The following is a 25,055-nucleotide window of genomic DNA, read 5'->3' as shown; positions in this document are numbered from 1 at the left end:
GAACAAATGGAAAGATTTTGTTTAGACTGTGAGCTGCCTTTAAAGGGTCGATCCGATCAAAAGTTCTGCAACCAGCACTGCCGTAACAATTATAATAACGGCTGCAAAGGCAAGGACCAGGAGTCAGTAAAGACCATTAGTAAAATTCTCAAAAAGAACAGGAGGATCTTAAAAAGCTTAAATCCTGAAAAAAAAACCATCATCAGTAAGCAAGATCTGTTATTAAAGGGCTTCAGCTTCGACTATTTTACGCATATCTATAAAAACAAAGAGGGAAGTGTTTACCATTACTGTTACGAATACGGCTATCTTCTTTTAAAGAAGGGTGACTATTTGATCGTTGCAGAATATAAAGGATAAATGATATATTTATAATTTAAACCCTTCAACATGCTTAAATCATTCCAATTTGTCGCCATAACGATACTCTTGCTATTTGCTTTCAACAGCAGCTTTGCAAAAAAGAAGAAGATCCTGGTATTTTCTAAAACCTCAGGATTTCACCATACCTCTATTCCGGATGGAATTTTAGCCATTCAACGCCTGGCTATGGAAAATAAGTTTATTGCAGATACGACTACTGATGCCAATAAAATCAATACAGAAAATCTTAAACAGTACGCCGCAGTGGTATTCCTCAACACTACCGGAGATATTTTTAATGAACAACAGGAAAAAGCATTTGAGCAATACATCAGATCAGGAGGTGGTTTTGCAGGAGTTCATGCAGCCACAGATACAGAATTCGACTGGCCCTGGTTTGGAAAACTTGTAGGGGCTTATTTCGTAAAACATCCTGCACAGCAAATTGCAGAACTCAAAGTGCTCAACAGAAAAACTATTTCGACCAGACATTTACCAGAAATCTGGAAAAGGAAAGACGAATGGTATAATTTCAAAGACATTTCCACTGATTTGAAAGTACTGATCAGCATCGACGAGAGCAGCTATCAGGGAGGCAGCAATGGAAACAATCATCCTATGGCATGGTATCATGATTTTGATGGCGGAAGGTCATTTTACACCGGATTGGGCCATACCAATGAATCTTATACGGATCCGCTCTTCTTACAACACCTCCTTGGCGGGATTCAATATGCCATGGGAATAAAAAAAATGGAATTATAAAGGTTTATGAATTCTTCTTCTTTTAAAGATCGGTTTTGCAGGATATTTTCTATGACGCAGGTTATTAAAAACCAATGCGACCATAAATAAGATCAATACCCCGGTAAATACAGGAGAAAACACATAGAGGTACCCCATCGCTTTAATCTTTACTCCGCCCGTGACGGCGATTAAGGCTGTGGCACCGCCAGGCGGATGAAGTGTCTTCGTGATCTGCATTGCCACAATGGAAAGAGAAACCGCTAAAGCTCCGGCAAACCAAAGCTCATTTGGAAAAAGTTTCAGAATGGTCACCCCAATAATGGCAGAGATCACATGGCCCCCGATCAGGTTTCTTGGTTGCGCCAAAGGGCTGTTGATGATCCCATAGATCAATACCGAAGAAGCGCCAAAAGAACCGATCAGGAAAAGGTTATCGTTGGCAACGAGATACTGACTGTTCAGCAAGCCAATCAAACCAATGCCAACAAATGAACCGATAAAGGTTAAAATATGCTCCTTTGCATCAATTAATGTCTCCCGGTATAATACATACCTTGCTCTGCGGTAATGTTTTCTAATGATCTTTCCTGGCATCCGAATCTATATTCGCCGCAAAAGTAAGACAATATCTAGTGAAATGCTAGTCTTTATCTGAATTTTAAGACAAAGAAAAGGCTGTCCGAAAAATTAACCTTCAGACAGCCCGATCATTTCCTGCCTAGTAAGCTGCAGTGAATCTTTGTTTTGGATGTTTGTTATTTTCCAGTTCATCGGCAATTACAACTGCCAAATCCTGCACAGAAAGAATGCTTCTGCCTTCTTCATTGAAGACAGGGCTATTTGCACCCAAACGATACTGGCCGGTACGTCCGGTAGTGATACCAAGATGCATTTCAATAGCCGGGCTAAAGAAAGTCCATTCCAGTTCTTCTTCTTTTTTGATGGTATTCAGGTAATCTCTTGCAGCAGTAGCACCGGCTTTATAGTCAGCAGGGAAATCGGGTCCGTCTACCAATTGATTTCCATCAATCTCTAAACTTCCTGCACCACCAATTACGATCAGACGGTTTACATCTGAAGCCTTAACCGCTTTTTGAATCGCTTCGGAGCCAGCCACAAAATCCTGATAAAGGTTCGGATTGGTCCATCCTGCATTAAAAGCACTAACTACTGCATCCGAGCCTTCAATAGCAGCCTGAAGTGCTTCAGTATTTAATACATCTACTTCTTTCAGGACAAGCCCGGTATTACTTTGTTTTACTTTTGCTGCATCCCTTACAATTCCAGTCACCTGATGACCACGGTTTAACAGTTCTTCTAAAATATTTGCGCCTACAAACCCGCTTGCTCCAATTAATGATACTTTCATGTTTTCTATTTTTATGTTAACAATATTGTAATGTTATTTATTACAGTTATGGATAAAAAAATCAATCAAACTGATCGCTGAAATCAGCCAATGTTTTTTTAGACAATTCATTAATTAATACCCGTTCTGTATCGTCATACAATGCTTTTAAATGTTGACTTACCTGCTTGCCCACCGGACACTGTGGATTCGGCTCATTTTTAGATGTACCCAACAAATGATTTTGTCTTACTGCAGCGTAAACCTGATCTAAAGTAATCGTATTCGCTGGTTTAGCCAAAAAACTACCTCCATTTTTACCTTCCTTGCTTCCTACGAAACCATGATCTTTTAAGGTAATCAACTCCTTCCTGATCAGAACAGGATTGATGTTAACACTCCCTGCGATATAATCCGAGGACATCAATTCCCCTTTTCCTTTTTCAAGCAAAGTCAGGATGTGTAAAGAAATGGCAAATCTTGCATTGTTCATTCTGTAATTATTTTTATTACAGTACAAAGGTAAAGCAATAATTGTTATTTCCAAAAAATATTTAAGATTGCCGAAGAAGTTTAACTTTGTCTGATAATTGAGCTGCTTCAGAATGACGACACCCCCATTTTCTCTTTTACAACGCCTTTTATTTGGACTGATCATCCTCCTGGCCTTACCTTCCTGCAAAAGAGAAAGCAAGGCTGATGCTGCATTTTATTACTGGAAGCAAAAGCTCAACTTAAATAAAGCACAGCATCAATTGCTCGATGAAGTGGCACACGGTAAACTTTATCTCCGCTTTTTTGACATCAAATGGGATTCCTTTGCAGGAAAGGCACATCCTGAAGCCATCATTAGCTTTAAGGAAGCCGTTAAGACAGAGAAGATCATTCCTGTTATTTTCATTACCAATCAGACATTTGAAAAATTAAGTCCGGCAGGGATCGATAGTCTTGCCATGCAAAGCAATCAATTGTTGCAGCGCCTCGCAGCAGCACAAAAAATCAACTATCAACGCGTGCAATTTGATTGCGACTGGACCCTGGGCACAAAGGAAAAGTACTTCCAGTTTTTAAAATCATTTAAAGCCATCAGCAACAAGCAGCTTGAGGCCACCATCAGGCTGCACCAGGTAAAATATCAGCTCCGTACCGGAGTTCCTCCTGTAGACAAAGGAGTGCTCATGTTTTACAATATGGGTAAACTCTCGCCCAACCCTCAGGATCCGAACTCGATCTACAATCCTAAAGATGCAGCAACTTATATCAGCTATCTTCCGAAATACACCTTACCTTTGAACATTGCTTTACCCCTTTTCTCCTGGTCTATACATATCAGAGATGGCCAGATCATCCAGGTATATGGAAAAATCGGGAAGAAGGAGCTCCATAACCCAGAAAACTTTCAGCCTACAGCGCATAAAAACGTCTATAGAGCATTAAAAAGCTTTTTTACCGAAGGGATTTATGTGAAAACGGACGATCTTTTCAAACTGGAAGAAACAGACAAAGCATTATTAGAACAGGCCACCATACAATTGGCCGAACATTTGAATAAAGAAGAACAAAAAACCATCATCTATTATGAAATTGGCAACCTCGACCTTTCAACATTTAAAACAGCGGATTTCGAAGAAATTTCTGCTCATTTTTAGCCTTAGTACCCTCTCTGTAGGTGGAGTGGTCTGGGCCTGTGCAGATTACGGCTATAGCGATGACTATTCCAGCTTTAGTCCGGAAGCCTTTGTCGCTAAAGAATATACCCCGTTCTTTTATAGCGATTTTTCTACTTATTACACCAAAGATTACACTTACAGAGACGACAATACCAATACCCGTTACAATGACCAGATTGTAAAAGAATGGTACGATTACTTTGGACAGCAATTGAGCAAAACCGATTTGCAATACCTCTTGCTGAAAGCCAGTGCCAAAGGAATAGATTCTGTATATCAGAACTTCAAAGGCAAAATCAATGTCCTTCCCGACAGCATGCCGCAGTTAAAGAAACAGAAACTGGATAAAAAACTGGTCAATTCATTCTTTGAATACCTATCTCTGGCCAAATCTGCTGAAGAATTTTCCGCAAATTATCAGGAATACTATGGCTGGGACGAGAAACCAAATTACACTGCACCAAAATCAATGGAAGTGTCTTTACTGACCGCGTTTCAAAAAACTAAAGATACTTTCATCAAACAACGGTTATGGTTTCAACTGGTACGTTATTATTACTTTCTGGAAAGAAGTACAGGGGTAAAACCAATTAAAGATTCTCAACTGATGAAGGCTTTTGATACGTACAAAGATACTTTTCCAAAAAACATGATCTATTACAGAACACTTGGTTATGTTGCAGGAAGACATTATCTGGCAAAGGATTATGCCACATCCAACTACCTGTTCAGTCTTTGTTACGATTATGCAGCAGAAATGAAGATCCCTGCAAAATGGGCTTTTCATCCAAATGAAGAAACCGATTGGAAACAAACGTTGGCCATGGCTAAAACCAAAGAAGAGAAAATCACACTCTGGCATTTACTTGGGGTTTATTTCGATACAGAAAGGGCAATTCCTGAGATTGTAGCTTTAGATCCTAAATCGGAAAAACTGGACTTACTCCTGAGCAGGGTGGTCAATATTACCGAAAGCAGCCGCTCCGGTTATTGGGGAGGAAAAGAGGATTCTACAAAAACCTTAAGGAAAAATACAGCCCTGATAAGCGGCATCGCCTTGAAAAACAATACTTCCAAGCCTTATTTCTGGAACCTTGCAGCGGGGTATCTGAATTTCATGAGTAAAAACTATACTCAGGCTGCTAAATTTTATCAGGCAGCAAAAACACAACTTCCCAAAGACAATCAACTGATCATGGCCCAGTATAAAATTCTGGACTGGGGTTTATACATCAGACAACTGAAAAAGATTGATGCAAAGGCTGAAGCCAAAATGGTAGAGCCTTTAAACTGGTTTGCCAGACTTAAAGAAGGAAAAGACACGATCCCCGACCTCAGATTCTACCAATCCCTGAACCAGAGCCTGGAGGTGATTTCTGACCTTTATAAAAAACAAGGTGATCCTTTGAAGGCCAATATCTTTAGGAATTACCATGAGTTTTACAGCAACAATCAACAAATTGAAAGCTTAAAGGCGCTGATGCAAAAAAGCAATCAGACTGCATTTGAGAAAGCCATGCTGCAATACTATCCTTACAAGCTGGAAGATCTTTATTTTTTCCAGGCTACCACGCTCGTTTATCAGGAAAAACTGGATGAGGCAATTGCTCTTTTAGCTAAAACCAAGGAACAAAACGACGTGATGCTAGGCAATCCCTTTAACATGCGTCTGAATGATTGTCATGACTGCGACCACCAAATGGCACAATCCAAGAAATTCACTTCTATGAGTATGCTCAGGATGATGAAAAACTTAAAAGAGGAGATTGCTGCAGGCAAAAATGTATATAACAATGCCTATCTGCTGGCTAATGCTTATTACAACATTACCCACTATGGCAATGCAAGAACATTTTACGAATCAGAGCTGACAGAATCTTACAGCAGTTATGGCCTTGGCATTCCTGTTCCCTTCCGTCAGATGTTTCTTTCCAGCAAAATTGCAGAGAAATATTACCTTATTGCAAGAGAAGCGACGAAGAGTAAGGAACAAAAAGCAAGATGTACCTTCATGGCCAGTAAATGTGAACGCAATGAAAGTTATAACCGCTCTTATGAGTCTCCGGAAAACAAAAAAGCAAATTATTGGAACGTAAATACAGATGCCGTTTATTTCGGCAGGTACTTTGCCGTGCTGAGACAGCAATATGCAGATACCAGGTTCTATCAGGAAGCATTAAGTGAATGCGGATATTTTAAAAAATATGTCAGCAAAGTCAGATAACAGGTTTCAAAAACACCTTCCATGAAAGCAGTTGTAGAACTGATTACGGCATGGGCCGATTATGAGAGCAAAAACCCCGCTGCTTCGGCAGCGGAATTTTGCTCTTATTTTTTGCTGAACAGCAAAGGTATGGTAGAAGAACATCCTGAGGAAACCGAACATTCCGGTACGGAGGAGCAGCTGGCAGGCCTCGTCAACCAGCTTCACGCCATCCATGTCATCTATGCTAAAGCAGCCTTAAAAAAAATCCCGGGCATAGAACTGGAATGGTTTTATTTCATGAAAGAAATAGATCAGCGGAAAGAAGCAAGAAAATCGGATATTGTGAGCGCGGTATTCTTTGAACAATCAACCGGCATCGATATTTTAAACCGAATCAAAAAGGCGGGCTTAATTCTGGAAAGAAATGATCCTTTAGACAAAAGAGCGAGACTGATCAAGCTGAGTCCTAAAGGAGAAAAAACACTCTTCAGCCTTCAGGAGGTCCTATCCAGAGCAGATCAGCTGCTCTATAAGGACCTTGCAGGATCCAACAAAAAGATGCTGATCAACCTGCTGTCTGATACCGGCAAAAAGCATGCTACCCTGATTTCGGAAAACCGTCATAAGCACCTGGAAGAACTGACTACAGGACAGCATCAGGAAAACAAATAGCGCAAGTTTCGGGTTTCATCTCCTTCAGCTTAGCCGTAGTTTTGAATTGTAAATTTCGAAACATGGAAACATTAAATCAAATCGATTACCACAGAATTGAAAAGGCTATTGATTACTTAAAGGCCAACTTTAAGCAACAACCTTCTTTAGAAGAGGTCGCTGCTCATGTATACCTGAGCCCCTTTCATTTTCAACGCATGTTTAAAGAATGGGCCGGTGTTACCCCAAAGAAATTTCTTCAATACCTCAGTATAGAGTATGCCAAGGGGATTCTGAAAGAAAAGCAAAGCACCTTATTTGATGTTGCTTATGAAACCGGCTTATCCGGTACCAGCAGGCTTCATGACCTCTTTATTAAAATTGAAGGAATGACTCCCGGAGAGTTTAAGAACGGTGGGGAACAACTTCAGATCAATTATAGCTTTGCTGAAAGCCCTTTCGGCTCACTCATTGTGGCGGCGACAGCCAAAGGCATTTGTTATATGGCCTTTGCTGATGATCCGGACCTGGCCTTTCAGGAACTTCAACAGCTTTTCCCAAATGCAAAGTACCGTCAGGTACTGGACATGATGCAGCAAAATGCTTTATATATCTTCGGACAAGACTGGAGCAGGCTTCAGGAGGTGAAACTTCATTTGAAAGGCACTGATTTTCAGATCAAGGTCTGGGAAACCTTACTTAAAGTTCCTGTAGGAGGCTTATCAACTTATGCAGGTATTGCCGCTTCGATAGACAATCCCAAAGCCTCAAGAGCGGTAGGTTCTGCTGTAGGTGATAATCCTGTTGCTTTTTTAATCCCTTGTCACAGGGTGATTAAATCTACCGGTGAATTGGGGCAGTACCATTGGGGCAGTCCGCGCAAAACGGCAATGATCGGATGGGAAGCAGCACAGACAGATTTAACTGCCTGACCGTTTGGAAAGAGACCTCCAAAGGTAAAAGACTAGGTAACTCTCCCAGGAGGGATAGGCGGAAAAAAAGTTTAAGATTTCCTGATCCTGTTTTTTATCCGCGATAATCCCATGATTAACCAATGCATTCAACAATCCTGCGTCTCCGAAAGGGATGCAGGATCTTTCTTTCAGACATTTCATTAAGGTATAATTCGCAGTCCATACTCCTACTCCTTTGACGGCCGTAAGTGCTTTCTGGCGTGAGCTAAGGTCTGGCATCTGAAGCAGCCCTTCTTTACTCAGTGATTTGTCCGCAAAAGCCTGCGCTATCAGGATCAGGTAAAGGGCTTTACTTTTTGAAAATTGCATGGCCTGGAGTTCGGCTGCATCAGCCGCTGCCAATATGGATGCATCTGGAAACAAATGATAAACTTTCCCTTCAAATTCTATAGCTTGCCCATACCTTTCGACCAATCTTCTTTTTAGTTTGTAGGCAAAAGTAAGGTTGATCTGTTGTCCGGTGATGGCCCAGCAGATGGCTTCAAACATATCCGGAATTCCGACCAGGCGAAGACCATGGTAAGCATCAGCCATAAAAGACAACCGCGGGTCTTTTTTTAGCAAAGTATAAAAGGGACTAAGATCAAGCCGGGTATCAAACCAGTTTTCTACGTATACTTTTAACGACTCTTCTTCTTCAGCCTGCAACTCCCCCTGTAATATGGAGATCAGCAATTCCTCTCTGGAGGCTTTAATGTTTACCAGGATAACTGCTTCGTTCAACAACAAAGCTTTGGTTACACTGTCAGGACCTACGCAGAGCATGCAATCGTCAAAATCCCGGTCTAAAAACCATAAACATTCCCCAAAGTTAAAATCAGGGGATATTGGTATGCGAAGTATGCGATTGTCCATATCCAAAAATAGGCATTTGGGGAAGGAATTAAATCTGATTCTTGCTAAAACACCTATGCTTCAGCAATAATTCTTTTTGTGTCAACACAGCATTCCTGAAAGATTCTGATAGTTCGGGGATAAGATTTAGACATCCTGTTAGCGAAGAATAAAAATTCTTCCGACCTTTACAGACATCCTATATATTAGTTTCCCAGATAACCACATGTTTTCAAAGTTTTTATTGCTACCCAAAATAGTCATCCTTGCTATTTTTCTGTTCATCAGCAAACCTTCCGGAGCACAGGAAGTGGTAGAAATAAATGATCAGGTGGACCAGCATATCTTTTCTTTTAAACAGATTGAGATGCTCCATGACCCAGGGAACAAGCTCAGCTTTGAGCAGGTGCACAGTAAGACATACGATCAGAAGTTTGTGGCCAGTAACAGAAGTACCCCTCAAACTCTTAAACTAAACTCCCCCTATTGGTTCAGGATTAAAATCAAACATAACCCCAAAGCAGAAAAGTATTTTCTGCTGGAATTTTTTGATCAGACCCTCGATCATATTAGCGCCTATATCCCACAAAAAGATGGCAGTTATCAACTCAGGGAGTTCGGCGACCGCTTTAATTTTAACAACAGAAAACTTCAGCATAAGAATTTTGAATTTTATCTCCATAACCACAGTGATGAGGTACAGACTTATTATTTTAAAATCCAGTCCTCTCAGATTGGGGATGCCATCATCGTATTGCGCTCTGTAGATTGGTTCATCTCCTATGCGCTGGATGAATACTTTTATTTCGGCATTTTCTATGGAATGATCCTCGTGTTCAGTTTTTACAACCTGATCATGTTTATCGCCATGCGCCAAAAACAGTATCTCTATTATGTACTTTACAACCTCAGTGTTGGCTTTTTTGAAATGAGTACTGATGGGATTGCTTATCAGTATTTATGGCCGGAACATCCGATATGGAACCAGACGGCTTATGCCTTTGCGCTTTATGCAGTCAGCATTTTTGCATTGCTCTTTACAAGGGAGTTGTTATTTGTAAAATCAAAAGCCCCCAGACTCAATCAGCTCATTCTGGCGGTGATCGCTATCCGGACCATCTGGTTTTTATATTGTCTGGCTTTTAATCAGAACCTGTTCAACTATAAATTCATTGATGCCATTCCTTTGTCTGTCGCCTTCTTTACAGGGATATACATTTATAAACAAGGGTATCTTCCTGCCCGTTTCTTTGTATTGGGCTATAGCTTTCTTTTTGCGGGCTTCCTCCTTAAATTTTTAATCATGCTTGGTTTTGCTTCCTTGAATTTTGGGGCAATCAGTTATTACAGCCTGAGCTTTTGTTTTATCCTGGAAATGGTATTTCTTTCTTTTGCCATTGGGGATAAGGTGAGCATCCTTAAAAAGAAAAAAGAGAAAGTACAAAGACAGATGATCCGTCAGATGGCGGTAAATGCAAAATTAAAAGATACCTTAAATGAGGAACTGGAAGGTCAGGTTCAGGAGCGGACCAGGGAAGTATTCCATAAATCATTAATCATTGAAGCCAAGAACAGTGAATTAGAGGAAGCAAATGAACTGTTAAAACAACAGGCAGAAGAGATTACCCGGATGAACACCTTATTGGAACAAGACAATCAGGAACTCCAGACCAATGTAGAAAAAGTAACCCGCGACCGTGTCATGTCGGCCGACGTAGATTTCGAAGAATTCAGCAAAATCTATCCGGATAAAGAAAGTTGCAACTTATTCCTTTCTGAGCTCAAATGGAAAGACGGATATACCTGTAAAAAATGTAAAAACGACCACTACTATAATGGACATATCGCCTATAGCAGGAGGTGTAGCAAATGCAGTTACGAAGAATCCGTTACCACTTATACCATTTTCCACAATACCCGCATTCCCATCGTAAAGGCCTTTTATATGATCTTCCTGATCTTCTCTTCAAAGGGCAAAATCTCTTCTCATAAATTATCGGAAATCTTAGGAATCCGCCAAAGTACCTGCTGGACCTATGGTTCAAAAATCAAACAGGTTATGGAGGAGCGGAAATCCCAGCTTAAAAAAGCGAATAAAAATGGCTGGAGCTTGCTTGTTTTAGACTAAACAGCAAATAAAAGCGATTAAAAGCTCATTTTCCCGCAAGCTTTCTTAGCCATTAATATTTTTTTTACACGATAAAGACAAGGGGACTTAAGCGTATCAGGTCTATATCCGGCCTTTAGCCAATCACTGTCCCTAAGCACTGTATATCAGCACTTAGGGGAATTACAACCTAGGGTATCAAAGCGTATCAAAAAGTACACAACAATCTAATTATCAGTTGTTTACATAAAATAAATCCGCTCATTCACTAGGATTTAACATTAAAGGAACCTTAACTTTATCACATCAAATTCAATTAAACAAAAGCAAAAATTATGAGAAAAAAGTTTACTCTTTTCATCGTCTGTCTGCTCTGTGGAATCTCCATGAGTATGGCACAGGAGCTCAACGTAAAGGGAGAGGTAAGGGACCAGCAGGGCCTGCCACTTCCGGGTGTTTCTGTTAAAGTTAAAGGAAGCAGCAAAGGTGCAATGACCGGCACTAACGGAGCTTATTCCCTGAATGTCCCTGCTAATGCCACGCTTTCGTTTTCTTTTATTGGCTACAAAACCATCGAAGAAGCAGTAGGCAACAGAACCAACATTAACATTGCACTTTCAGAAGATAACAATCAGCTAAATGAAGTTGTGGTGATCGGTTACGGTACCACAACAAAGAAGGACATCACCACTGCGGTAACCACCATATCTTCAAAAGACCTGAAAAATCAGCCCATTACCAACCCTTTACAAGCCGTTCAGGGTAGAGCAGCAGGTGTGCAGGTAAGTTCTCAATCCGGAAAGCCGGGTGCAGAGATGGCCATCAGCATCCGTGGAAATACCTCGATTACCGCATCTAATGGTCCGCTATATGTAATTGATGGGGTTACCTCCAGAAACGCAGGTTTCTTAAATCCCAATGATATTGAATCCCTGACGATTTTGAAAGATGCCTCCGCAGCTGCGATTTATGGATCAAGCGGAGCCAATGGAGTTGTATTAATTACCACCAAAAAGGGAAAAGAAGGAAAAGTAAAAGTGGAGTTTAATGCTTTTACGGGTTTCTCTAATTTTTGGCGTAAAAAGGATGTCCTCAACTCTGAGCAGTACATCAGCCTGATGAAAGAACTGGGCTATACCACATTTGGAGGAAATTACAATACCGATTGGCAAAAGGAAACTTTTGGAACAGGCACTCAAAATCAATATCAGGTGTCTTTATCTGGTGGCGGTAAGGGTGGCCAATACTATCTGTCTACAGGGTATCAACAGGATAAAGGAGTAGTTGCTCCCGCAAAATTAGACCGTTATACCTTAAACTTTAACGGATCTCAGAAAGCAACATCATGGTTAAAATTCACAGGTTCGGCAGCATTAACCTCAAGAAAATCCATTGATGTGGCAGACAATGCCAGTGTTGCCCGCGGAGGGACCATTCTTTCTACCTTAACCACACCGTCCACGATAGGAATTATGAACCCCGACGGGACTTATACCTCCATTCCGAATACCGGAGGATGGGATAACCCGATTGCACTTGCTTTTGGTGCAGACAACAGTACCCGGAACTTCAGGTTCATTGGTGCATTTGGCGGTGAAATCAATTTCACTAAAGACCTGACTTTCAAGTCCACTATCAGTACTAACCTCAACAAGAATTATTACATGTATACCATCGATGCCTTTAAGACTACTTTCGGTCGGCAGGAAAGAGGTGTATACAGAAACAATAAAACCTGGGATAATGTATGGTTAAATGAGAATATCCTGAACTATAACAAGATCATTGGTAAGAGTGCATTTGGTGCTACTGCCGGTTATACCATCCAGGAGTCGGACTATAAATACATCGATTATGAAGAAAACAGGTATTTTGATGCGCAGACAGGAACCATTCCTCAGGCACCATCAGTCCTGAAAAAGATTCCTAAAAGAGCACAATGGGCTAAGCAATCTTATCTTGCAAGGGTTACCTACGCCTTCGACAGCAAATATTTATTGAGTGCGAACTTCAGAGCAGATGGTTCTTCCCGTTTTGGTCAGGACCGTCAGTTCGGGTACTTCCCATCAGCTTCCGCAGGATGGAGAATCTCTGGAGAAAACTTCCTGAAAGACAGCAAAACCATTAACGATTTAAAAATCAGAGGTAGCTGGGGTAAAGTTGGAAACGATGAAGGAATCGGAGATTATGTTTACCGTAAACTGTATGAAGAAAATGCACAGGGGAATCTGAATTTGGTTAACCTGGAAAACCACAGGCTTTCCTGGGAAGCCACTACCCAGAGCAATATTGGTATCGACCTGACCATGTTTAACAACCGGGTAACCTTTACGGCAGATGCCTATCTCAAAAAAACAGACGACCTGCTGATCAAAGTTCAGCTTGCCCCTACTTCCGGGCTTCCTGAACAAGCGTATAACGTAGGATCTATGGAAAATAAAGGACTGGAATTCTCTTTGTCTACTAAGAACTTCGACAGAAAGAACTTTACCTGGTCCACAGATCTGAACATCTCTTTCAACAAAAATAAAGTGACCAGCCTTGGAACGGCTACGTCTTCACTTGATTTTGGTGGTATTTACGAACGTGATGCCGCAGTAAGAGTAGAAGCGGGAAGATCATTGGGCAGTTTTTATGGTTATAAATTCACAGGTGTAGACCCGGCAACAGGAATGGCGACTTATGCAGATTTAAACAATAACGGTCAGCGGGATACCGGCGACAGAACATTTATCGGATCCGCACAACCTGATTTTACTTACGGAATTACCAATAACTTCAGCTATGGTAATTTTGGCCTGAACATCTTTTTCCAGGGTGTACAAGGCAACCAGCTGTTCAATGCCTCAAGGATTGACCTTGAGGGGATGAGAGATGCCAAAAACCAATCGGCAGATGTACTCAACCGCTGGACTCCACAAAATACAAATACCAATATTCCAAAAGCCTTAAAGGACAAGACTGACAACTCACTTACTTCCAGCAGATTTGTGGAAAATGCTTCTTACCTGCGTTTAAAATCCGCAACCCTCTCGTATAATTTCGGAGAAGCTTTTCTTGGCCGTTTAAAAATGAGTAAACTAACGGTCTTCGCGACAGGCTACAACCTGTTGACCTTTACCAAATACAAAGGTCTGGATCCTGAAGTGAGCCAATACGAAGCCAATGGCCCTCAAATGGGTGTCGATTATGGAACTTATCCACAAAGCAGAACCTTCCTGTTTGGTGTTAATGTTGGATTTTAAAAATAGCGCACAATGAAAATTAGATTATATTCAATAATAGCAGCAGCAACCCTTACCATAGGCGTTCAAAGCAGTTGCAAGAAAGATTTTTTAGATAAGAATCCTTTCAATCAGGTTACGGCCCCATTGACCACTTATGCACAGGCAGAAAAACTACTGGCAGGTGCATATGGTGGGATGTACAATGATGCCAATATCTGGGATTTCATGATCAATGGAGATGTAACCGCTGATAATTCTTATGCTGGCGGAGACAACCCCAGTATTTTCCAGATCAACGACTTCAATGCCATTGCAACCAACGAGATTGCAACCAGAGACTGGACAGGCTTGTATTCCAATATTAAAGATGCAAATGAGGTTTTAGAGAACATTCCAAAGCTCAATGATCCGGAAATTGATAAAAATAACCGAAGAAATCAGATGCTTGGAGAAGCATCTGGCTTAAGAGCTTATTTCTATTTCTATCTGGTTCGTTTATGGGGTCCTGTTCCCCTGGTGTTAAAATCTCCCGGAGGTCTGGAAGAAATGAAAGTAAAAAGATCAAGCGTAGAAGAAGTATATGCACAGATCATTAAAGACCTGGAATTTGCGCTTGCCAATGCGCCCGCAACGGCTCCAAATAAAGGCATCATCACTAAAGGAGTAGCCAATGCCTTACTTTCAAAGGTATATGCCTCGAAACCAAATCGGGATTGGGCAAAAGCCATTCAATATGCAGATGCGACCATTAACGGTGGTTACTCATTATTTGGCAGTTATGATGGCTTGTTTTCCGGGAAAAATGAAAACAACTCAGAATCGATCTGGGAAATGCAGTTTGATGGCGGTGGCGGTGCCAACGGACGTGGAAACTGGATGCCAGGGGTATTGGTTGGAACAGGATGGAAAAGGTTCTGTACACCTACAAACGATCTTGTTACCGCATTCGATGCCGAAGGTGATCTGATCCGCAAAAATTCAAGCATCTCTTTTAGAAATGTTTCTTCAGAAGGCTGGTCTGACATTTACTGGCCTAAAAGCAATTATCCTTACATCAATAAATACCGTATGGATGATAAAACCAATACTTACATCCTTCGCCTTGCGGATATTATTCTGGTAAAAGCAGAGGCCCTGAATGAAGCCAGTGCTTCGGGATGGTCACAGGCAAAAGTATTGGTAGATCAGATCCGAACAAGGGTAAATCTTGGAGGAACCCCGGCTACAGACCAGGCCAGTATGCGTCTGGCGATTGAAAAAGAACGCCGGCTGGAACTTGCCTTTGAGGGACAACGCTGGTTTGACTTAATGCGTGGAAACAGAGCGATTGAAGTGATGAATGCACAAAAAGATGGCAACGGTGCTTCCTTAAATTACAATGTAACGCCGGCCAAATTATTCCTGCCGATTCCTCAGAAGGAAATCGACAGAAACCCCGATATCCTTAAATAAAATTCAAGGGGGAGCACAGCATACCGGTGCTCCTCTTTTTTAAACACACAACATGAAATTGAAAAGAACCCTTTCTTTATTGCTCCTATCCGGCTGCTTAGGTACAGCCCTTGCACAAACCAATAACCAGGCGAAAGTAGAAAGCCTGCTGAAAAAGATGACCCTGGAGGAGAAAGTCGGACAAATGGCTCAGATCACCCTGGATGTCATTGGAAAAGGAAAAGGCCGTTTTGAAAGCGATGAGCCTTTTGGTTTGGATGAAAAAGAATTGCAAAGAGTCCTGGTAAAATACCATGTGGGCTCAGTATTGAATACTTCCAATAACAGGGCCAGGACTCCTCAGGTATGGTATAACATCATCAGTAAGATCCAGAATGTGGCGATGAAACAAACGCCCAATAAAATCCCGGTAATTTATGGGGTAGATGAGATCCATGGAGCGACCTACACGGTTGGAGCAACGATGTTTCCGCAGCAAATCGGACAGGCCGCAACTTTTAACCGTTCGCTGGTTAAAACCAGTGCTTCCATTACCGCTTATGAAACCCGTGCAAGTTCCATTCCATGGAATTTCGCCCCGCTACTCGATCTTGGTGCAGATCCCCGCTTCCCCCGTCAGTGGGAAAGCTTTGGAGAAGACCCTTATCTGATCAAAGAACTTGGCGTTGCTGCCGTTAAAGGTTATGAAGGAGAAGATGGCAGGGTTGCTCATCCGGAAAAAGTAGCCTCCTCAATCAAACACTTCCTGGGATATCAGGTATCAGTGTCAGGAAAAGACAGAACTCCTGCATTCATCTCCGATCAGGCCTTAAGAGAATATCATTTACCTCCATTTAAAGCAGCAATTGATGCAGGCGCAAAAACCATCATGATCAATTCAGGAATCATCAATGGCGTTCCGGTACATGCAAATTATCATATCCTTACGGAGCTTTTGAAAGAAGAACTGAATTTTAAAGGACTTGTAGTTACAGACTGGGGAGATATCGAAAATCTTTATAAAAGGGACCGCATTGCAAAAGACGACAAAGAAGCCATCATGATCGCCATCAATGCAGGAATCGATATGTCTATGATTGCCTATAACTATGAGACCTTCTGCGATAACCTGATTGCATTGGTCAAGGAAGGAAAAGTAAAAGAATCCCGTATTGATGATGCGGTAAGAAGGATATTATGGGTGAAATATGAATTAAACCTTTTTGAGAAACCAACCACCAATCCTAAAGATTATCCAAAATTCGGAAGTAAGGAATTTGAGCAGGCTGCCTATCAGACTGCGGCAGAATCGATCACGCTGTTAAAAAATACAGACCAGATTCTTCCACTGGCTAAAGGCACAAAAATACTGGTAACCGGACCAAATGCCAATTCGATGAGAACCTTAAACGGCGCATGGACCTATTCATGGCAGGGAGAAAAGGTAGAGGAATTTGCCGCGAAATACAATACCATTCTGGAAGCCTTACAACATAAAGCAGGAAAAGAAAATGTAAGTTTCCTGCCGGGAGTGAGTTATAAGATGGATGGCAAATACTACGACGAATATGCTGACAAAATGGAAGAAACCATTGCTGCTGCTAAAAATGCCGATGTGATCGTTTTATGTCTTGGCGAAAACTCCTATACCGAGTCGCCGGGAAATATGAACGACCTGTACCTGTCCGACCTGCAAACAGAACTGGCTCAAAGGCTAGCTGCAACAGATAAAAAAGTGATCCTGGTATTGAACGAAGGAAGGCCAAGAGTGATCAGCAAATTTGAAAAGAAAATGAATGCGATCGTCCAGACTTATCTTCCTGGTAATTTTGGTGGAGATGCACTTGCGGATGTTTTATATGGTGAGGTAAACCCTTCAGGAAAACTTCCATACACTTATCCACAGTTTCCTAACGCTTTGTTTACCTATTACCACAAACCTTCTGAATCTAAAGGAACTACAGAAGGCGTATACAACTACGATTCTGACTATAACCCACAATATGTTTTTGGTCATGGCTTAAGCTATACCACTTTCAAATATGATCAATTGAAACTCAGCAGCAACACGCTGAAAAAAGGAGAAAGCCTGACGATCACTGTAAATGTGAGCAATACAGGTAAAGTAGATGGAAAAGAAAGTGTCTTGTTATTCACTTCTGATCTGGTAGCGACTTTAATTACCCCGGATGTGAAACGACTGAGAGGGTTTGAAAAGATTGAACTGAAAGCCGGTGAAACAAAAACCGTCACTTTTAAAATCAATGCAGAAGATATTGGCTTCATCAATACGGAAAACAAACTGGTTACCGAAGCAGGAGAATTCACGCTTCAGATCGCAGATCAGAAATTAAACTTTAATTATATCCCTTAATTCAGCACCATAAAATCCTTATGAAATTACTTAATATAAGCGTACTGATTGCCCTTGCCCTGAGTTCATGCGCCACAAAAAAAGGTACAGACCAGAGTGCTGACAACAGTAAATCCGGAAAAGCAGTTCCTACTCAGGTAGAATTCTGGTTAACGAACGGTGATCAATCAGCGCTGCTGCAAAGGCAAAATGTTTCCATGTTCTTCAATACTGCCATGAAAACAGGGACTACAGTAGTGGTGGATGATACCAAAACTTTTCAAACGATTGACGGTTTTGGTTATACCTTAACCGGTGGCAGTGCCAGCCTGATCAACGGACTTCCTGCAGCAGAAAAAGCCAGCTTACTAAAAGAACTGTTCTCTGCAAAAGGCAATGGTATTGGCATCAGTTACCTGCGACTCAGTATCGGGGCCTCTGACTTAAGCGCAGAGACCTTCACCTATAATGAAATGCCGGCAGGACAAACCGATCCGGATTTGAAACAGTTTTCTATCGCTAAGGAAATGACAGATCTTGTACCTGTCCTGAAACAGATCATCGCCATTAATCCTAAGATTAAAATTATGGGTTCCCCATGGACCGCACCAACCTGGATGAAAGACAACCAGGCCTACCGTGGCGGAAGCTTAAAGCCGGAATATTATCAGGCTTATGCCAGGTACTTCGTCAAGTATATTGAGGCCATGAAGGTGCAAGGGATCGCCATAGATGCAATAACTATTCAAAATGAACCATTGCATCCGGGAAACAATCCAAGCATGTATATGACAGCGGGAGATCAGACCAATTTTATCAAAAATGCCCTGGGCCCTGTTTTTGAATCTGCGGGGATCAAAACTAAAATCATCATTTATGACCACAATGCCGACAGGCCTGACTATCCGATCACGGTACTGAATGATCCGGCAGCAAAGAAATATATTGATGGTTCGGCCTTCCACCTGTATGGGGGAAACATCTCTGCATTGTCTAAAGTTCAGGAAGCACATCCTGATAAGAACCTGTATTTTACAGAACAATGGGTAGGTGGGCCCGGGAATTTCGCTGAAGATTTAAAATGGCATGTATCAACCCTGGTGGTTGGGGCAACCCGCAACTGGAGCAAAACGGTATTGGAATGGAATTTAGCTGCAGATCCGCAGTATCGCCCCTTTACCCCTGATGGCGGATGTACCAGCTGCCTGGGAGCCATCACGATTGACGGCAAAGAGGTCAGCAGAAATGTGGCCTATTATGTGATCGGCCATGCTTCTAAATTTGTAAACGCAGGCTCAGTCCGCATTTCTTCTAACCAGCAAGATAACATTCAGAATGTCGCTTTTAAAACACCCGAAGGAAAGATCGTACTGATTGCAATGAACACAGGTGGAAGCCCTCAGACTTTCCATATCAAATATAATGGAATGGTAGTGACTACTTCCCTTCCGGCAGGTTCTGCCGGAACCTACACCTGGAAAAGCAATACCAGGTCCAATTAAGATTAAAATCATACCATTAAATGCCCCCAAAGAGAAATCTTTGGGGGCATTTTTGTTGCTGTTTTTCTGGCAAGGCTATTGCAGTATTTTCAGGAATTAATTCGTTAATGATGAAAAAAGTTTTATTCTTATTCGCAGGACTGACCGCAATGATGGCCGCCTGTACCAGTAACAACACGGAGAAGCACATAAAAGATACCAGCGGAATGATCGCCCTGGACACCACTTTTACCCCTGCTAACCCTGCGCCGGAAAACAGCAGCAATTGTTACCTGTATGCCGCTAAAAAGGACACGGCTTCACTGAAACTCCATATTAAAGGAGAAGAACTGACCGGAGAACTCAACTACAACATTTTCGAGAAAGATGTAAACAAGGGAACCATTGCCGGAGAAATGAAAGGTGATACGATCATTGCAGATTACACTTATGATTCCGAAGGGTTAAGGTCTGTCAGACAGGTTGTATTCCTGAAGAAAGAGGGAAAACTTTACGAAGGATATGGTGAAATGGAAGAACACAATGGAAAATTCTCCTTCGTCAACCGCGCAAAGCTAAAGTTCAACAACCACATTACCTTTAATCCGATAGCTTGCAAATAAAAAACAAGGGGTTTTCCCTGATTGGAAAAACCCCTTGTTTTTAAAGAACCCCGATTGGGCCATTCTTCCAGTACTTGATATTTTTCCAGCGTGTTTCTGAACGGTTTCCTTCAATATTATAGGTTCCGCATTTGAAATAATGGTTGGCCTGTCCACGGTCGTCGAAAGTGCCTACGTGCGCATTATCCAGATAGACGTAAATTTTACCATTATCAGCATCGTGTTGTACGTTTACATGTATCCATCGGCTGTATACATTGGTCATGAGTGTCTGACTGCCATAGCGTTTCAGCGTACCGTTATTTGCAGAAAATACTTTCATCATAAAAGAGGTTGCATTGGTAACTCCACCAAATACCTGCATCACATCTGTCCCTGTAGTTCCGGGAACAATGTATACATCTCCTTCAAACTGATGTTTCCCCAATAGGTAATCATTCTTCATTCTAAACTCAGACCTTGGCCCGGTGTTGCTGCTTGGTGTATGTGGACTATCATCCGGATAAATCCAAAAGGTATGTTGTCCGCCAGAATACGTATAACGATCGGACTGTGGTAGGTCGTGAGGGGTCTGGATGTTATAGGTATAGGCGGTCTGGGTCCAGCCCGTGGTCAGGGAGCTGATTCCTACCTCCTGGCCAGACATCTGCGTATTTGCAGAAACCTGATCCTGCTCACCTGCCGGGCTTTCATTCTTTTCACAGGACAACTGAAAAAAAGACAATACCACTGCTGCGGCCACTAATGGAATTAATTTCATAATCGTTTAATAAATTGGTTTACAATAGGTTAATTAACTAAAATTAAACAATCATCAACGAGATTAATTCAGTCATATATCCCTAATGATCAAGCAGATTGTCGGGAAATCCAGAAAATATCTCCTCGGGAAATAAATCCATTTTTGCCATTTTCAGTAGGAAAGAAAAAACAATTGAAAATCTTTGTTTAAATAAAACTACAGCAGAAAACAGAAGAGACACTTTATATTTCATCAGGAGAAAACCAAGGCTACTTAGTGTAACATACACATATACATTTTCAGTATTATTCAATAAAATATTTTATTTATAATAATTTTTATTAAACAGTTATTCTTATATTAGGGTATTACGATCTAACTAACCTCATCCCTATTATGATCAAAAATCTAAAAAACGTCGCTTACATTGCACTGGTTGCACTAGCGATCTCATCGTGCTCTAAAACCAAAGATGCACCTGCTGTTGAAGAACCAAAACAAGAGCAGTCAGACAAAGTGTTAAATTACATTAAAAGCCTTGGATTCCCGGCCAGCAGTATTGTTGACCTTGGAACGGAATACATGGTAGAGGAAGATATCAGTTTTCCTAAAGACATGGAAGTACCTGTTACAGATGGTACTCCAAAACTGGAGCAGTATTATACCGGTACATTGGTGAGCCCTGCAAATGCAGCTAACATTAAAGTGTTTGTAGATCCTTCCATGACCAGTATGAATGCAGAGATCACCAACGCAATTGCACAATGGAATGCTGTGGCAGGTTCTGCATTACACTTTACCCTGGTAGCCGGGGCTCCTTATGACATCAAGATCATCAATGCGAATCTCGGAAACGGAGTTTGTGGTGCAGGAACTTTCCCTACCGGAGGCAAAGCCGGTAACCTGATCAGAATTAATAAGGCTTATATTGCCGCAAATAGTTTTGCTCAGCGTGCAAGAACCATTTGCCATGAGTTTGGACATAACATCTCGTTCAGACACACCAACTGGGCAGCTCTGGGAGAAAGCCCTGCAGGTATCAATGTTCCAGGAGTACCGGGAACTGATGCTGCTTCAATCATGAATGGCGGACAATGTGGATCAGGTGCAACTGTATTGTCTGCAAAAGACAAAGCAGCAACTGCCGCATTGTACTAATCACCCCCATCCAATTAACTAATTAAATTATAAACGCTTTTAGATCGTAGTCCCATTCAGGATAGATGCTCTTAAAAAAGTATTTATCCTGAATTACGGTTCTTACATGTGCTCAAACTTCTCCCAAAAGCCATCTACAGGGAGCTTAGCGAAAATATTAACTGGCTCTTTCTTTACCGGATGGATAAATTGCAGACGACGGGCATGTAAACAAATACTTCCCTTCCTGCTCCCCCTCGGATAACCATACTTATTGTCTCCAACAATCGGGCAACCCAATGTAGAAAGCTGGACCCGGATCTGGTGTGACCTTCCGGTAAGCGGATCTACTTCTATCAGGTAATAACCATTCAGCTCTCCGATTAAACGGTAACTCAATTCTGAACGCTGGCTTCCCGGCACCTCCACATTATGCGGGGTAACGACATTTTTCTGTGGATTTTTAATCAGCCAGTGAACCAATGTGCCCGATGCTTTGGCGGGTTTATTTCTAACTACCGCCCAGTAGGTTTTCTTCACCTCCCGGTTTTTGAAAACGGCATTCATCCGCTCCAATGCTTTACTTGTTTTGGCAAATAAAATCACACCACTTACCGGTCTGTCCAGACGGTGAACCACCCCAAGGAAGGCACTGTTCGGTTTATTATAAGTCTTGGCCAGGTACTTTTTAACCATTTCGTCCAAAGGCTCGTCCCCTGTCTCATCTACCTGGACAATATCACCTGCCCGCTTACAGATAGCGATCAGGTGATTGTCTTCATACAATATATCTTTTGCTGTTATTGGCATCTTTATCGTTGGCGCAATGATGCGCTGGTTAGTATTGCTCTTTTTCGTTCGGGAAATCGCTTGATTTCACATCTTTAATATAAGACTGTGCTGCATTCAAAATGCCGTCATATAAGTTTACATACTGACGTAAAAAACGTGGCTTGAATCCTTTTGTTAATCCAATCATGTCATTTACTACCAATACTTGTCCGTCACAGTCCGGGCCTGCACCAATTCCAATTGTAGGGATGTCAAGGCTTTCCGAAACTTCTTTACCCAGTTTTGCCGGGATCTTTTCCAATACTACCGCAAAACACCCTGCTTCCTGTAAAGCTGCTGCATCGATTTTTAATTTGTCGGCTTCTGCTTCGTCTTTTGCCCTTACGGTATAAGTACCAAATTTATAAATAGACTGAGGAGTAAGGCCCAAATGTCCCATTACAGGAATTCCGGCAGTAATAATTCTTTGTACTGATTCCACGATTTCAGTTCCACCTTCCATCTTCACAGCATGTGCACCGGATTCTTTCATGATGCGGATTGCAGAGTTCAACGCTTCTTTAGAGTTTCCCTGGTAAGATCCGAAAGGAAGATCAACTACGACTAAAGCGCGGGAAGCTCCCCTTACTACCGATTGCGCATGATAGATCATTTGATCTAAAGTAATCGGCAAGGTCGTTTCATGTCCCGCCATAACATTGGAAGCGGAGTCTCCAACCAATAATACATCTAAGCCGGCATCATCAAGGATGGTCGCCATAGAATAGTCATAAGCAGTTAGCATCGCGATCTTTTCGCCACGTTGCTTCATTGCTTGCAAAATATGGGTAGTTATCCGTTTTACTTCTTTATTTACAGACATGTTTTTATATTTTAGTTTGGGCAAAATTAGTTTTTACATCCGAAATAAAGCGAGTTTTATTCTTTTTGTGACAGAATCCGGTATGCCTTCTCCCCCCTTCTTCCAGAATGGATTCTTAGGTCTCTTGCAGAATGTTAAAAAAAGTCTTGATTTAAATCATCAAAAACGTATCTTTGTATCCCGAAATGAAGGGGTTACTTAACAGCACATTTGTTAACTACAGAAGTGATATCAAAATCACACATAAACCATCATTTTTCTCTTTTTTCACCATAATTTCTCATTTTTATACACACAATGACTAACTACACCAAGTTACCTGCAATCTTGTTATTGGCTGATGGCACCGTTTACTACGGGAAAGCTGCGGGAAAAATCGGCACAACTACCGGAGAGATCTGTTTCAACACCGGAATGACAGGATATCAGGAAATTTTCACTGATCCTTCTTACTTCGGACAGATCATGGTCACCACCAATGCACATATTGGGAATTATGGAATCCATAGAGAAGAAATAGAATCTGACAGCATCAAAATCGCAGGTCTGGTTTGTAAAAATTACAACATCGGATTTAGCCGTAAAGAAGCTTCTGAATCTATTCAGGACTATTTTCAAAATGAAAACATTGTAGGGATTTCTGACATCGATACCCGTGCTTTGGTACGTCATATCAGACACAAAGGAGCAATGAATGCCATTATCTCTTCCGAAATCACGGATCTCGAAGAACTGAAAGCTAAATTAGCAGAAGTTCCTTCTATGGACGGACTGGAGTTGTCTTCTCAGGTATCTACTAAAGAAGCTTATTTCTACGGTTCTCCTGATGCAACGTATAAAATTGCAGCTTTAGACCTTGGAATCAAAAAGAACATTCTTCGCAATTTCGACGACAGAGACATTTATGTACAGGTATTTCCGGCTAAAACCAGCTTTGAAGAAATGGACAAATGGGGTGCTGACGGTTATTTTATCTCTAACGGCCCAGGCGATCCATCGGCAATGCCTTATGCAATCGAGACGGTTAAACAGGTATTAGCTGCAGATAAACCATTGTTCGGAATTTGCTTAGGTCATCAGTTACTGGCAGAAGCCAACAGTATTGGAACGATGAAAATGTTTAACGGACACAGAGGGTTAAACCATCCGGTAAAAAATATCATCAAAGATCACTGCGAAGTAACTTCTCAAAACCACGGTTTTGGTGTGGTTCCAGAGGAGGTAAGAAGTTCTGATAAAGTAGAAATCACCCACATTAACCTGAACGACCAGAGTATTGAAGGAATCAGGGTAAAAGGGAAAAAAGCATTTTCTGTACAATACCACCCGGAGTCTTCTCCAGGTCCACATGATTCACGTTACCTGTTTGATGATTTCATTGAGATGATCAAAGGCGAACTGGCCTGGTAATTAGGGATCAACCGGATTAAAACATCATTTTACCGACATATTCGAAGGTTTAGCAAGGATTAGGTTTTCTATTCTTCTAAACCTTCTTACATTTATA

General features: G+C 41.6%; 20 protein-coding genes. 13 read left to right on the top strand and 7 right to left on the bottom strand.

The window, feature by feature from the left end; all coding sequences use genetic code 11:
• Positions 1–390 precede the first annotated feature (390 nt).
• Positions 391–1,128: a ThuA domain-containing protein gene (locus BUC20_RS17630; RefSeq protein WP_073232372.1), complete on the top strand. Its 738-nt coding sequence runs from the start codon at positions 391–393 to the stop codon at positions 1,126–1,128.
• On the opposite strand, the gene BUC20_RS17625 is transcribed toward BUC20_RS17630, so the two are convergent.
• From BUC20_RS17625 to BUC20_RS17615, 3 genes are all read right to left on the bottom strand, one after another.
• Entirely contained in the window at positions 1,123–1,704 is a 582-nt protein-coding gene (locus BUC20_RS17625) for an HPP family protein (protein WP_073232371.1), read from the bottom strand. The genes BUC20_RS17630 and BUC20_RS17625 overlap by 6 nt on opposite strands.
• 124 nt (positions 1,705–1,828) lie before the next feature.
• Positions 1,829–2,479, bottom strand: a complete 651-nt coding sequence (locus BUC20_RS17620; RefSeq protein WP_073232370.1) for an NAD(P)-dependent oxidoreductase — start codon at positions 2,477–2,479, stop codon at positions 1,829–1,831.
• A gap of 61 nt (positions 2,480–2,540) precedes the next feature.
• Positions 2,541–2,951 carry an Rrf2 family transcriptional regulator gene (locus BUC20_RS17615; RefSeq protein ID WP_073232720.1) on the bottom strand — a complete coding sequence of 137 codons (411 nt, stop codon included), beginning with the start codon at positions 2,949–2,951 and terminating at the stop codon, positions 2,541–2,543.
• Between the two features lie 112 nt (positions 2,952–3,063).
• Here BUC20_RS17615 and BUC20_RS17610 point away from each other — a divergent pair, with 112 nt between their 5' ends.
• The 4 genes from BUC20_RS17610 (at position 3,064) to BUC20_RS17595 (ending at position 7,917) form a co-directional block, all read left to right on the top strand.
• Positions 3,064–4,107, top strand: a complete 1,044-nt coding sequence (locus BUC20_RS17610) for a hypothetical protein (RefSeq protein ID WP_234994539.1) — start codon at positions 3,064–3,066, stop codon at positions 4,105–4,107.
• The gene (locus tag BUC20_RS17605; RefSeq protein ID WP_073232369.1) at positions 4,037–6,352 is read left to right on the top strand and encodes a hypothetical protein; all 2,316 of its coding nucleotides are present in this window, start codon (positions 4,037–4,039) and stop codon (positions 6,350–6,352) included. The genes BUC20_RS17610 and BUC20_RS17605 overlap by 71 nt, the downstream gene beginning before the upstream one ends.
• A gap of 21 nt (positions 6,353–6,373) precedes the next feature.
• Positions 6,374–7,006, top strand: a complete 633-nt coding sequence (locus BUC20_RS17600; protein WP_073232368.1) for a MarR family winged helix-turn-helix transcriptional regulator — start codon at positions 6,374–6,376, stop codon at positions 7,004–7,006.
• A gap of 62 nt (positions 7,007–7,068) precedes the next feature.
• On the top strand, positions 7,069–7,917 hold the full coding sequence (locus BUC20_RS17595; RefSeq protein ID WP_073232367.1) for a bifunctional helix-turn-helix domain-containing protein/methylated-DNA--[protein]-cysteine S-methyltransferase: 849 nt from the start codon (positions 7,069–7,071) through the stop codon (positions 7,915–7,917).
• Here BUC20_RS17595 and BUC20_RS17590 read toward each other — a convergent pair.
• Complete coding sequence (locus BUC20_RS17590; RefSeq protein WP_073232366.1) at positions 7,906–8,814, bottom strand: DNA-3-methyladenine glycosylase family protein; 909 nt, start codon at positions 8,812–8,814, stop codon at positions 7,906–7,908. The genes BUC20_RS17595 and BUC20_RS17590 overlap by 12 nt on opposite strands.
• Before the next feature lie 205 nt (positions 8,815–9,019).
• Between BUC20_RS17590 and BUC20_RS17585 the strand changes: the two genes are divergently transcribed.
• From BUC20_RS17585 to BUC20_RS17560, 6 genes are all read left to right on the top strand, one after another.
• A complete protein-coding gene (locus BUC20_RS17585; protein WP_073232365.1) occupies positions 9,020–10,921 on the top strand; it encodes a 7TM diverse intracellular signaling domain-containing protein in 1,902 nt (633 codons plus the stop codon).
• A 314-nt stretch (positions 10,922–11,235) separates the two neighbouring features.
• Positions 11,236–14,145 carry a SusC/RagA family TonB-linked outer membrane protein gene (locus tag BUC20_RS17580; protein ID WP_073232364.1) on the top strand — a complete coding sequence of 970 codons (2,910 nt, stop codon included), beginning with the start codon at positions 11,236–11,238 and terminating at the stop codon, positions 14,143–14,145.
• 12 nt (positions 14,146–14,157) lie between these two features.
• Complete coding sequence (locus BUC20_RS17575; RefSeq protein ID WP_073232363.1) at positions 14,158–15,579, top strand: RagB/SusD family nutrient uptake outer membrane protein; 1,422 nt, start codon at positions 14,158–14,160, stop codon at positions 15,577–15,579.
• Between the two features lie 52 nt (positions 15,580–15,631).
• Positions 15,632–17,932 (top strand): glycoside hydrolase family 3 N-terminal domain-containing protein, encoded by a 2,301-nt coding sequence (locus BUC20_RS17570; protein ID WP_143166833.1) that lies wholly within the window; start codon positions 15,632–15,634, stop codon positions 17,930–17,932.
• 20 nt (positions 17,933–17,952) lie between these two features.
• A complete protein-coding gene (locus tag BUC20_RS17565) occupies positions 17,953–19,413 on the top strand; it encodes a glycoside hydrolase family 30 protein (protein ID WP_073232362.1) in 1,461 nt (486 codons plus the stop codon).
• A 107-nt stretch (positions 19,414–19,520) separates the two neighbouring features.
• Positions 19,521–20,015 (top strand): transposase, encoded by a 495-nt coding sequence (locus BUC20_RS17560; RefSeq protein WP_234994538.1) that lies wholly within the window; start codon positions 19,521–19,523, stop codon positions 20,013–20,015.
• A gap of 40 nt (positions 20,016–20,055) precedes the next feature.
• Here BUC20_RS17560 and BUC20_RS17555 read toward each other — a convergent pair whose 3' ends face one another.
• Complete coding sequence (locus tag BUC20_RS17555; RefSeq protein WP_073232361.1) at positions 20,056–20,775, bottom strand: polysaccharide lyase family 7 protein; 720 nt, start codon at positions 20,773–20,775, stop codon at positions 20,056–20,058.
• Positions 20,776–21,153: 378 nt separating this feature from the next.
• On the opposite strand from BUC20_RS17555, the gene BUC20_RS17545 reads away from it, so the two are divergent.
• A complete protein-coding gene (locus BUC20_RS17545; protein WP_073232359.1) occupies positions 21,154–21,915 on the top strand; it encodes a M57 family metalloprotease in 762 nt (253 codons plus the stop codon).
• Positions 21,916–22,017: 102 nt separating this feature from the next.
• Here BUC20_RS17545 and BUC20_RS17540 read toward each other — a convergent pair whose 3' ends face one another.
• Together BUC20_RS17540 and panB are read right to left on the bottom strand one after the other, a co-directional pair.
• Complete coding sequence (locus BUC20_RS17540; protein WP_073232358.1) at positions 22,018–22,704, bottom strand: RluA family pseudouridine synthase; 687 nt, start codon at positions 22,702–22,704, stop codon at positions 22,018–22,020.
• 28 nt (positions 22,705–22,732) lie between these two features.
• Entirely contained in the window at positions 22,733–23,548 is an 816-nt protein-coding gene (panB, locus tag BUC20_RS17535; protein ID WP_073232357.1) for a 3-methyl-2-oxobutanoate hydroxymethyltransferase, read from the bottom strand.
• A 297-nt stretch (positions 23,549–23,845) separates the two neighbouring features.
• Here panB and carA point away from each other — a divergent pair, with 297 nt between their 5' ends.
• Positions 23,846–24,958, top strand: coding sequence for a glutamine-hydrolyzing carbamoyl-phosphate synthase small subunit (carA, locus tag BUC20_RS17525; RefSeq protein WP_073232355.1), 1,113 nt, complete (start codon positions 23,846–23,848; stop codon positions 24,956–24,958).
• The last annotated feature ends 97 nt before the right edge of the window (positions 24,959–25,055 follow it).

Source organism: Pedobacter caeni, from assembly GCF_900129215.1.
Taxonomy (GTDB): domain Bacteria; phylum Bacteroidota; class Bacteroidia; order Sphingobacteriales; family Sphingobacteriaceae; genus Pedobacter; species Pedobacter caeni.
Note: the sequence above shows the minus strand (reverse complement) of the source record. Positions and strands in the feature narration are given on the sequence as shown.

Bases quoted from the DNA above. Each gene is read 5' to 3' on its own strand.
- BUC20_RS17595 (WP_073232367.1), top strand. From the start codon at position 7,069: ATGGAAACATTAAATCAAATCGATTACCACAGAATTGAAAAGGCTATT.
- BUC20_RS17630 (WP_073232372.1), top strand. From the start codon at position 391: ATGCTTAAATCATTCCAATTTGTCGCCATAACGATACTCTTGCTATTT.
- BUC20_RS17615 (WP_073232720.1), bottom strand. From the start codon at position 2,951: ATGAACAATGCAAGATTTGCCATTTCTTTACACATCCTGACTTTGCTT.
- BUC20_RS17555 (WP_073232361.1), bottom strand. From the start codon at position 20,775: ATGAAATTAATTCCATTAGTGGCCGCAGCAGTGGTATTGTCTTTTTTT.
- BUC20_RS17565 (WP_073232362.1), top strand. From the start codon at position 17,953: ATGAAATTACTTAATATAAGCGTACTGATTGCCCTTGCCCTGAGTTCA.
- BUC20_RS17570 (WP_143166833.1), top strand. From the start codon at position 15,632: ATGAAATTGAAAAGAACCCTTTCTTTATTGCTCCTATCCGGCTGCTTA.
- BUC20_RS17625 (WP_073232371.1), bottom strand. From the start codon at position 1,704: ATGCCAGGAAAGATCATTAGAAAACATTACCGCAGAGCAAGGTATGTA.
- BUC20_RS17590 (WP_073232366.1), bottom strand. From the start codon at position 8,814: ATGGACAATCGCATACTTCGCATACCAATATCCCCTGATTTTAACTTT.
- carA (WP_073232355.1), top strand. From the start codon at position 23,846: ATGACTAACTACACCAAGTTACCTGCAATCTTGTTATTGGCTGATGGC.
- BUC20_RS17575 (WP_073232363.1), top strand. From the start codon at position 14,158: ATGAAAATTAGATTATATTCAATAATAGCAGCAGCAACCCTTACCATA.
- BUC20_RS17545 (WP_073232359.1), top strand. From the start codon at position 21,154: ATGATCAAAAATCTAAAAAACGTCGCTTACATTGCACTGGTTGCACTA.
- BUC20_RS17585 (WP_073232365.1), top strand. From the start codon at position 9,020: ATGTTTTCAAAGTTTTTATTGCTACCCAAAATAGTCATCCTTGCTATT.
- BUC20_RS17620 (WP_073232370.1), bottom strand. From the start codon at position 2,479: ATGAAAGTATCATTAATTGGAGCAAGCGGGTTTGTAGGCGCAAATATT.
- BUC20_RS17610 (WP_234994539.1), top strand. From the start codon at position 3,064: ATGACGACACCCCCATTTTCTCTTTTACAACGCCTTTTATTTGGACTG.
- BUC20_RS17560 (WP_234994538.1), top strand. From the start codon at position 19,521: ATGATGAAAAAAGTTTTATTCTTATTCGCAGGACTGACCGCAATGATG.
- BUC20_RS17605 (WP_073232369.1), top strand. From the start codon at position 4,037: ATGAAATTGGCAACCTCGACCTTTCAACATTTAAAACAGCGGATTTCG.
- BUC20_RS17600 (WP_073232368.1), top strand. From the start codon at position 6,374: ATGAAAGCAGTTGTAGAACTGATTACGGCATGGGCCGATTATGAGAGC.
- BUC20_RS17580 (WP_073232364.1), top strand. From the start codon at position 11,236: ATGAGAAAAAAGTTTACTCTTTTCATCGTCTGTCTGCTCTGTGGAATC.
- panB (WP_073232357.1), bottom strand. From the start codon at position 23,548: ATGTCTGTAAATAAAGAAGTAAAACGGATAACTACCCATATTTTGCAA.
- BUC20_RS17540 (WP_073232358.1), bottom strand. From the start codon at position 22,704: ATGCCAATAACAGCAAAAGATATATTGTATGAAGACAATCACCTGATC.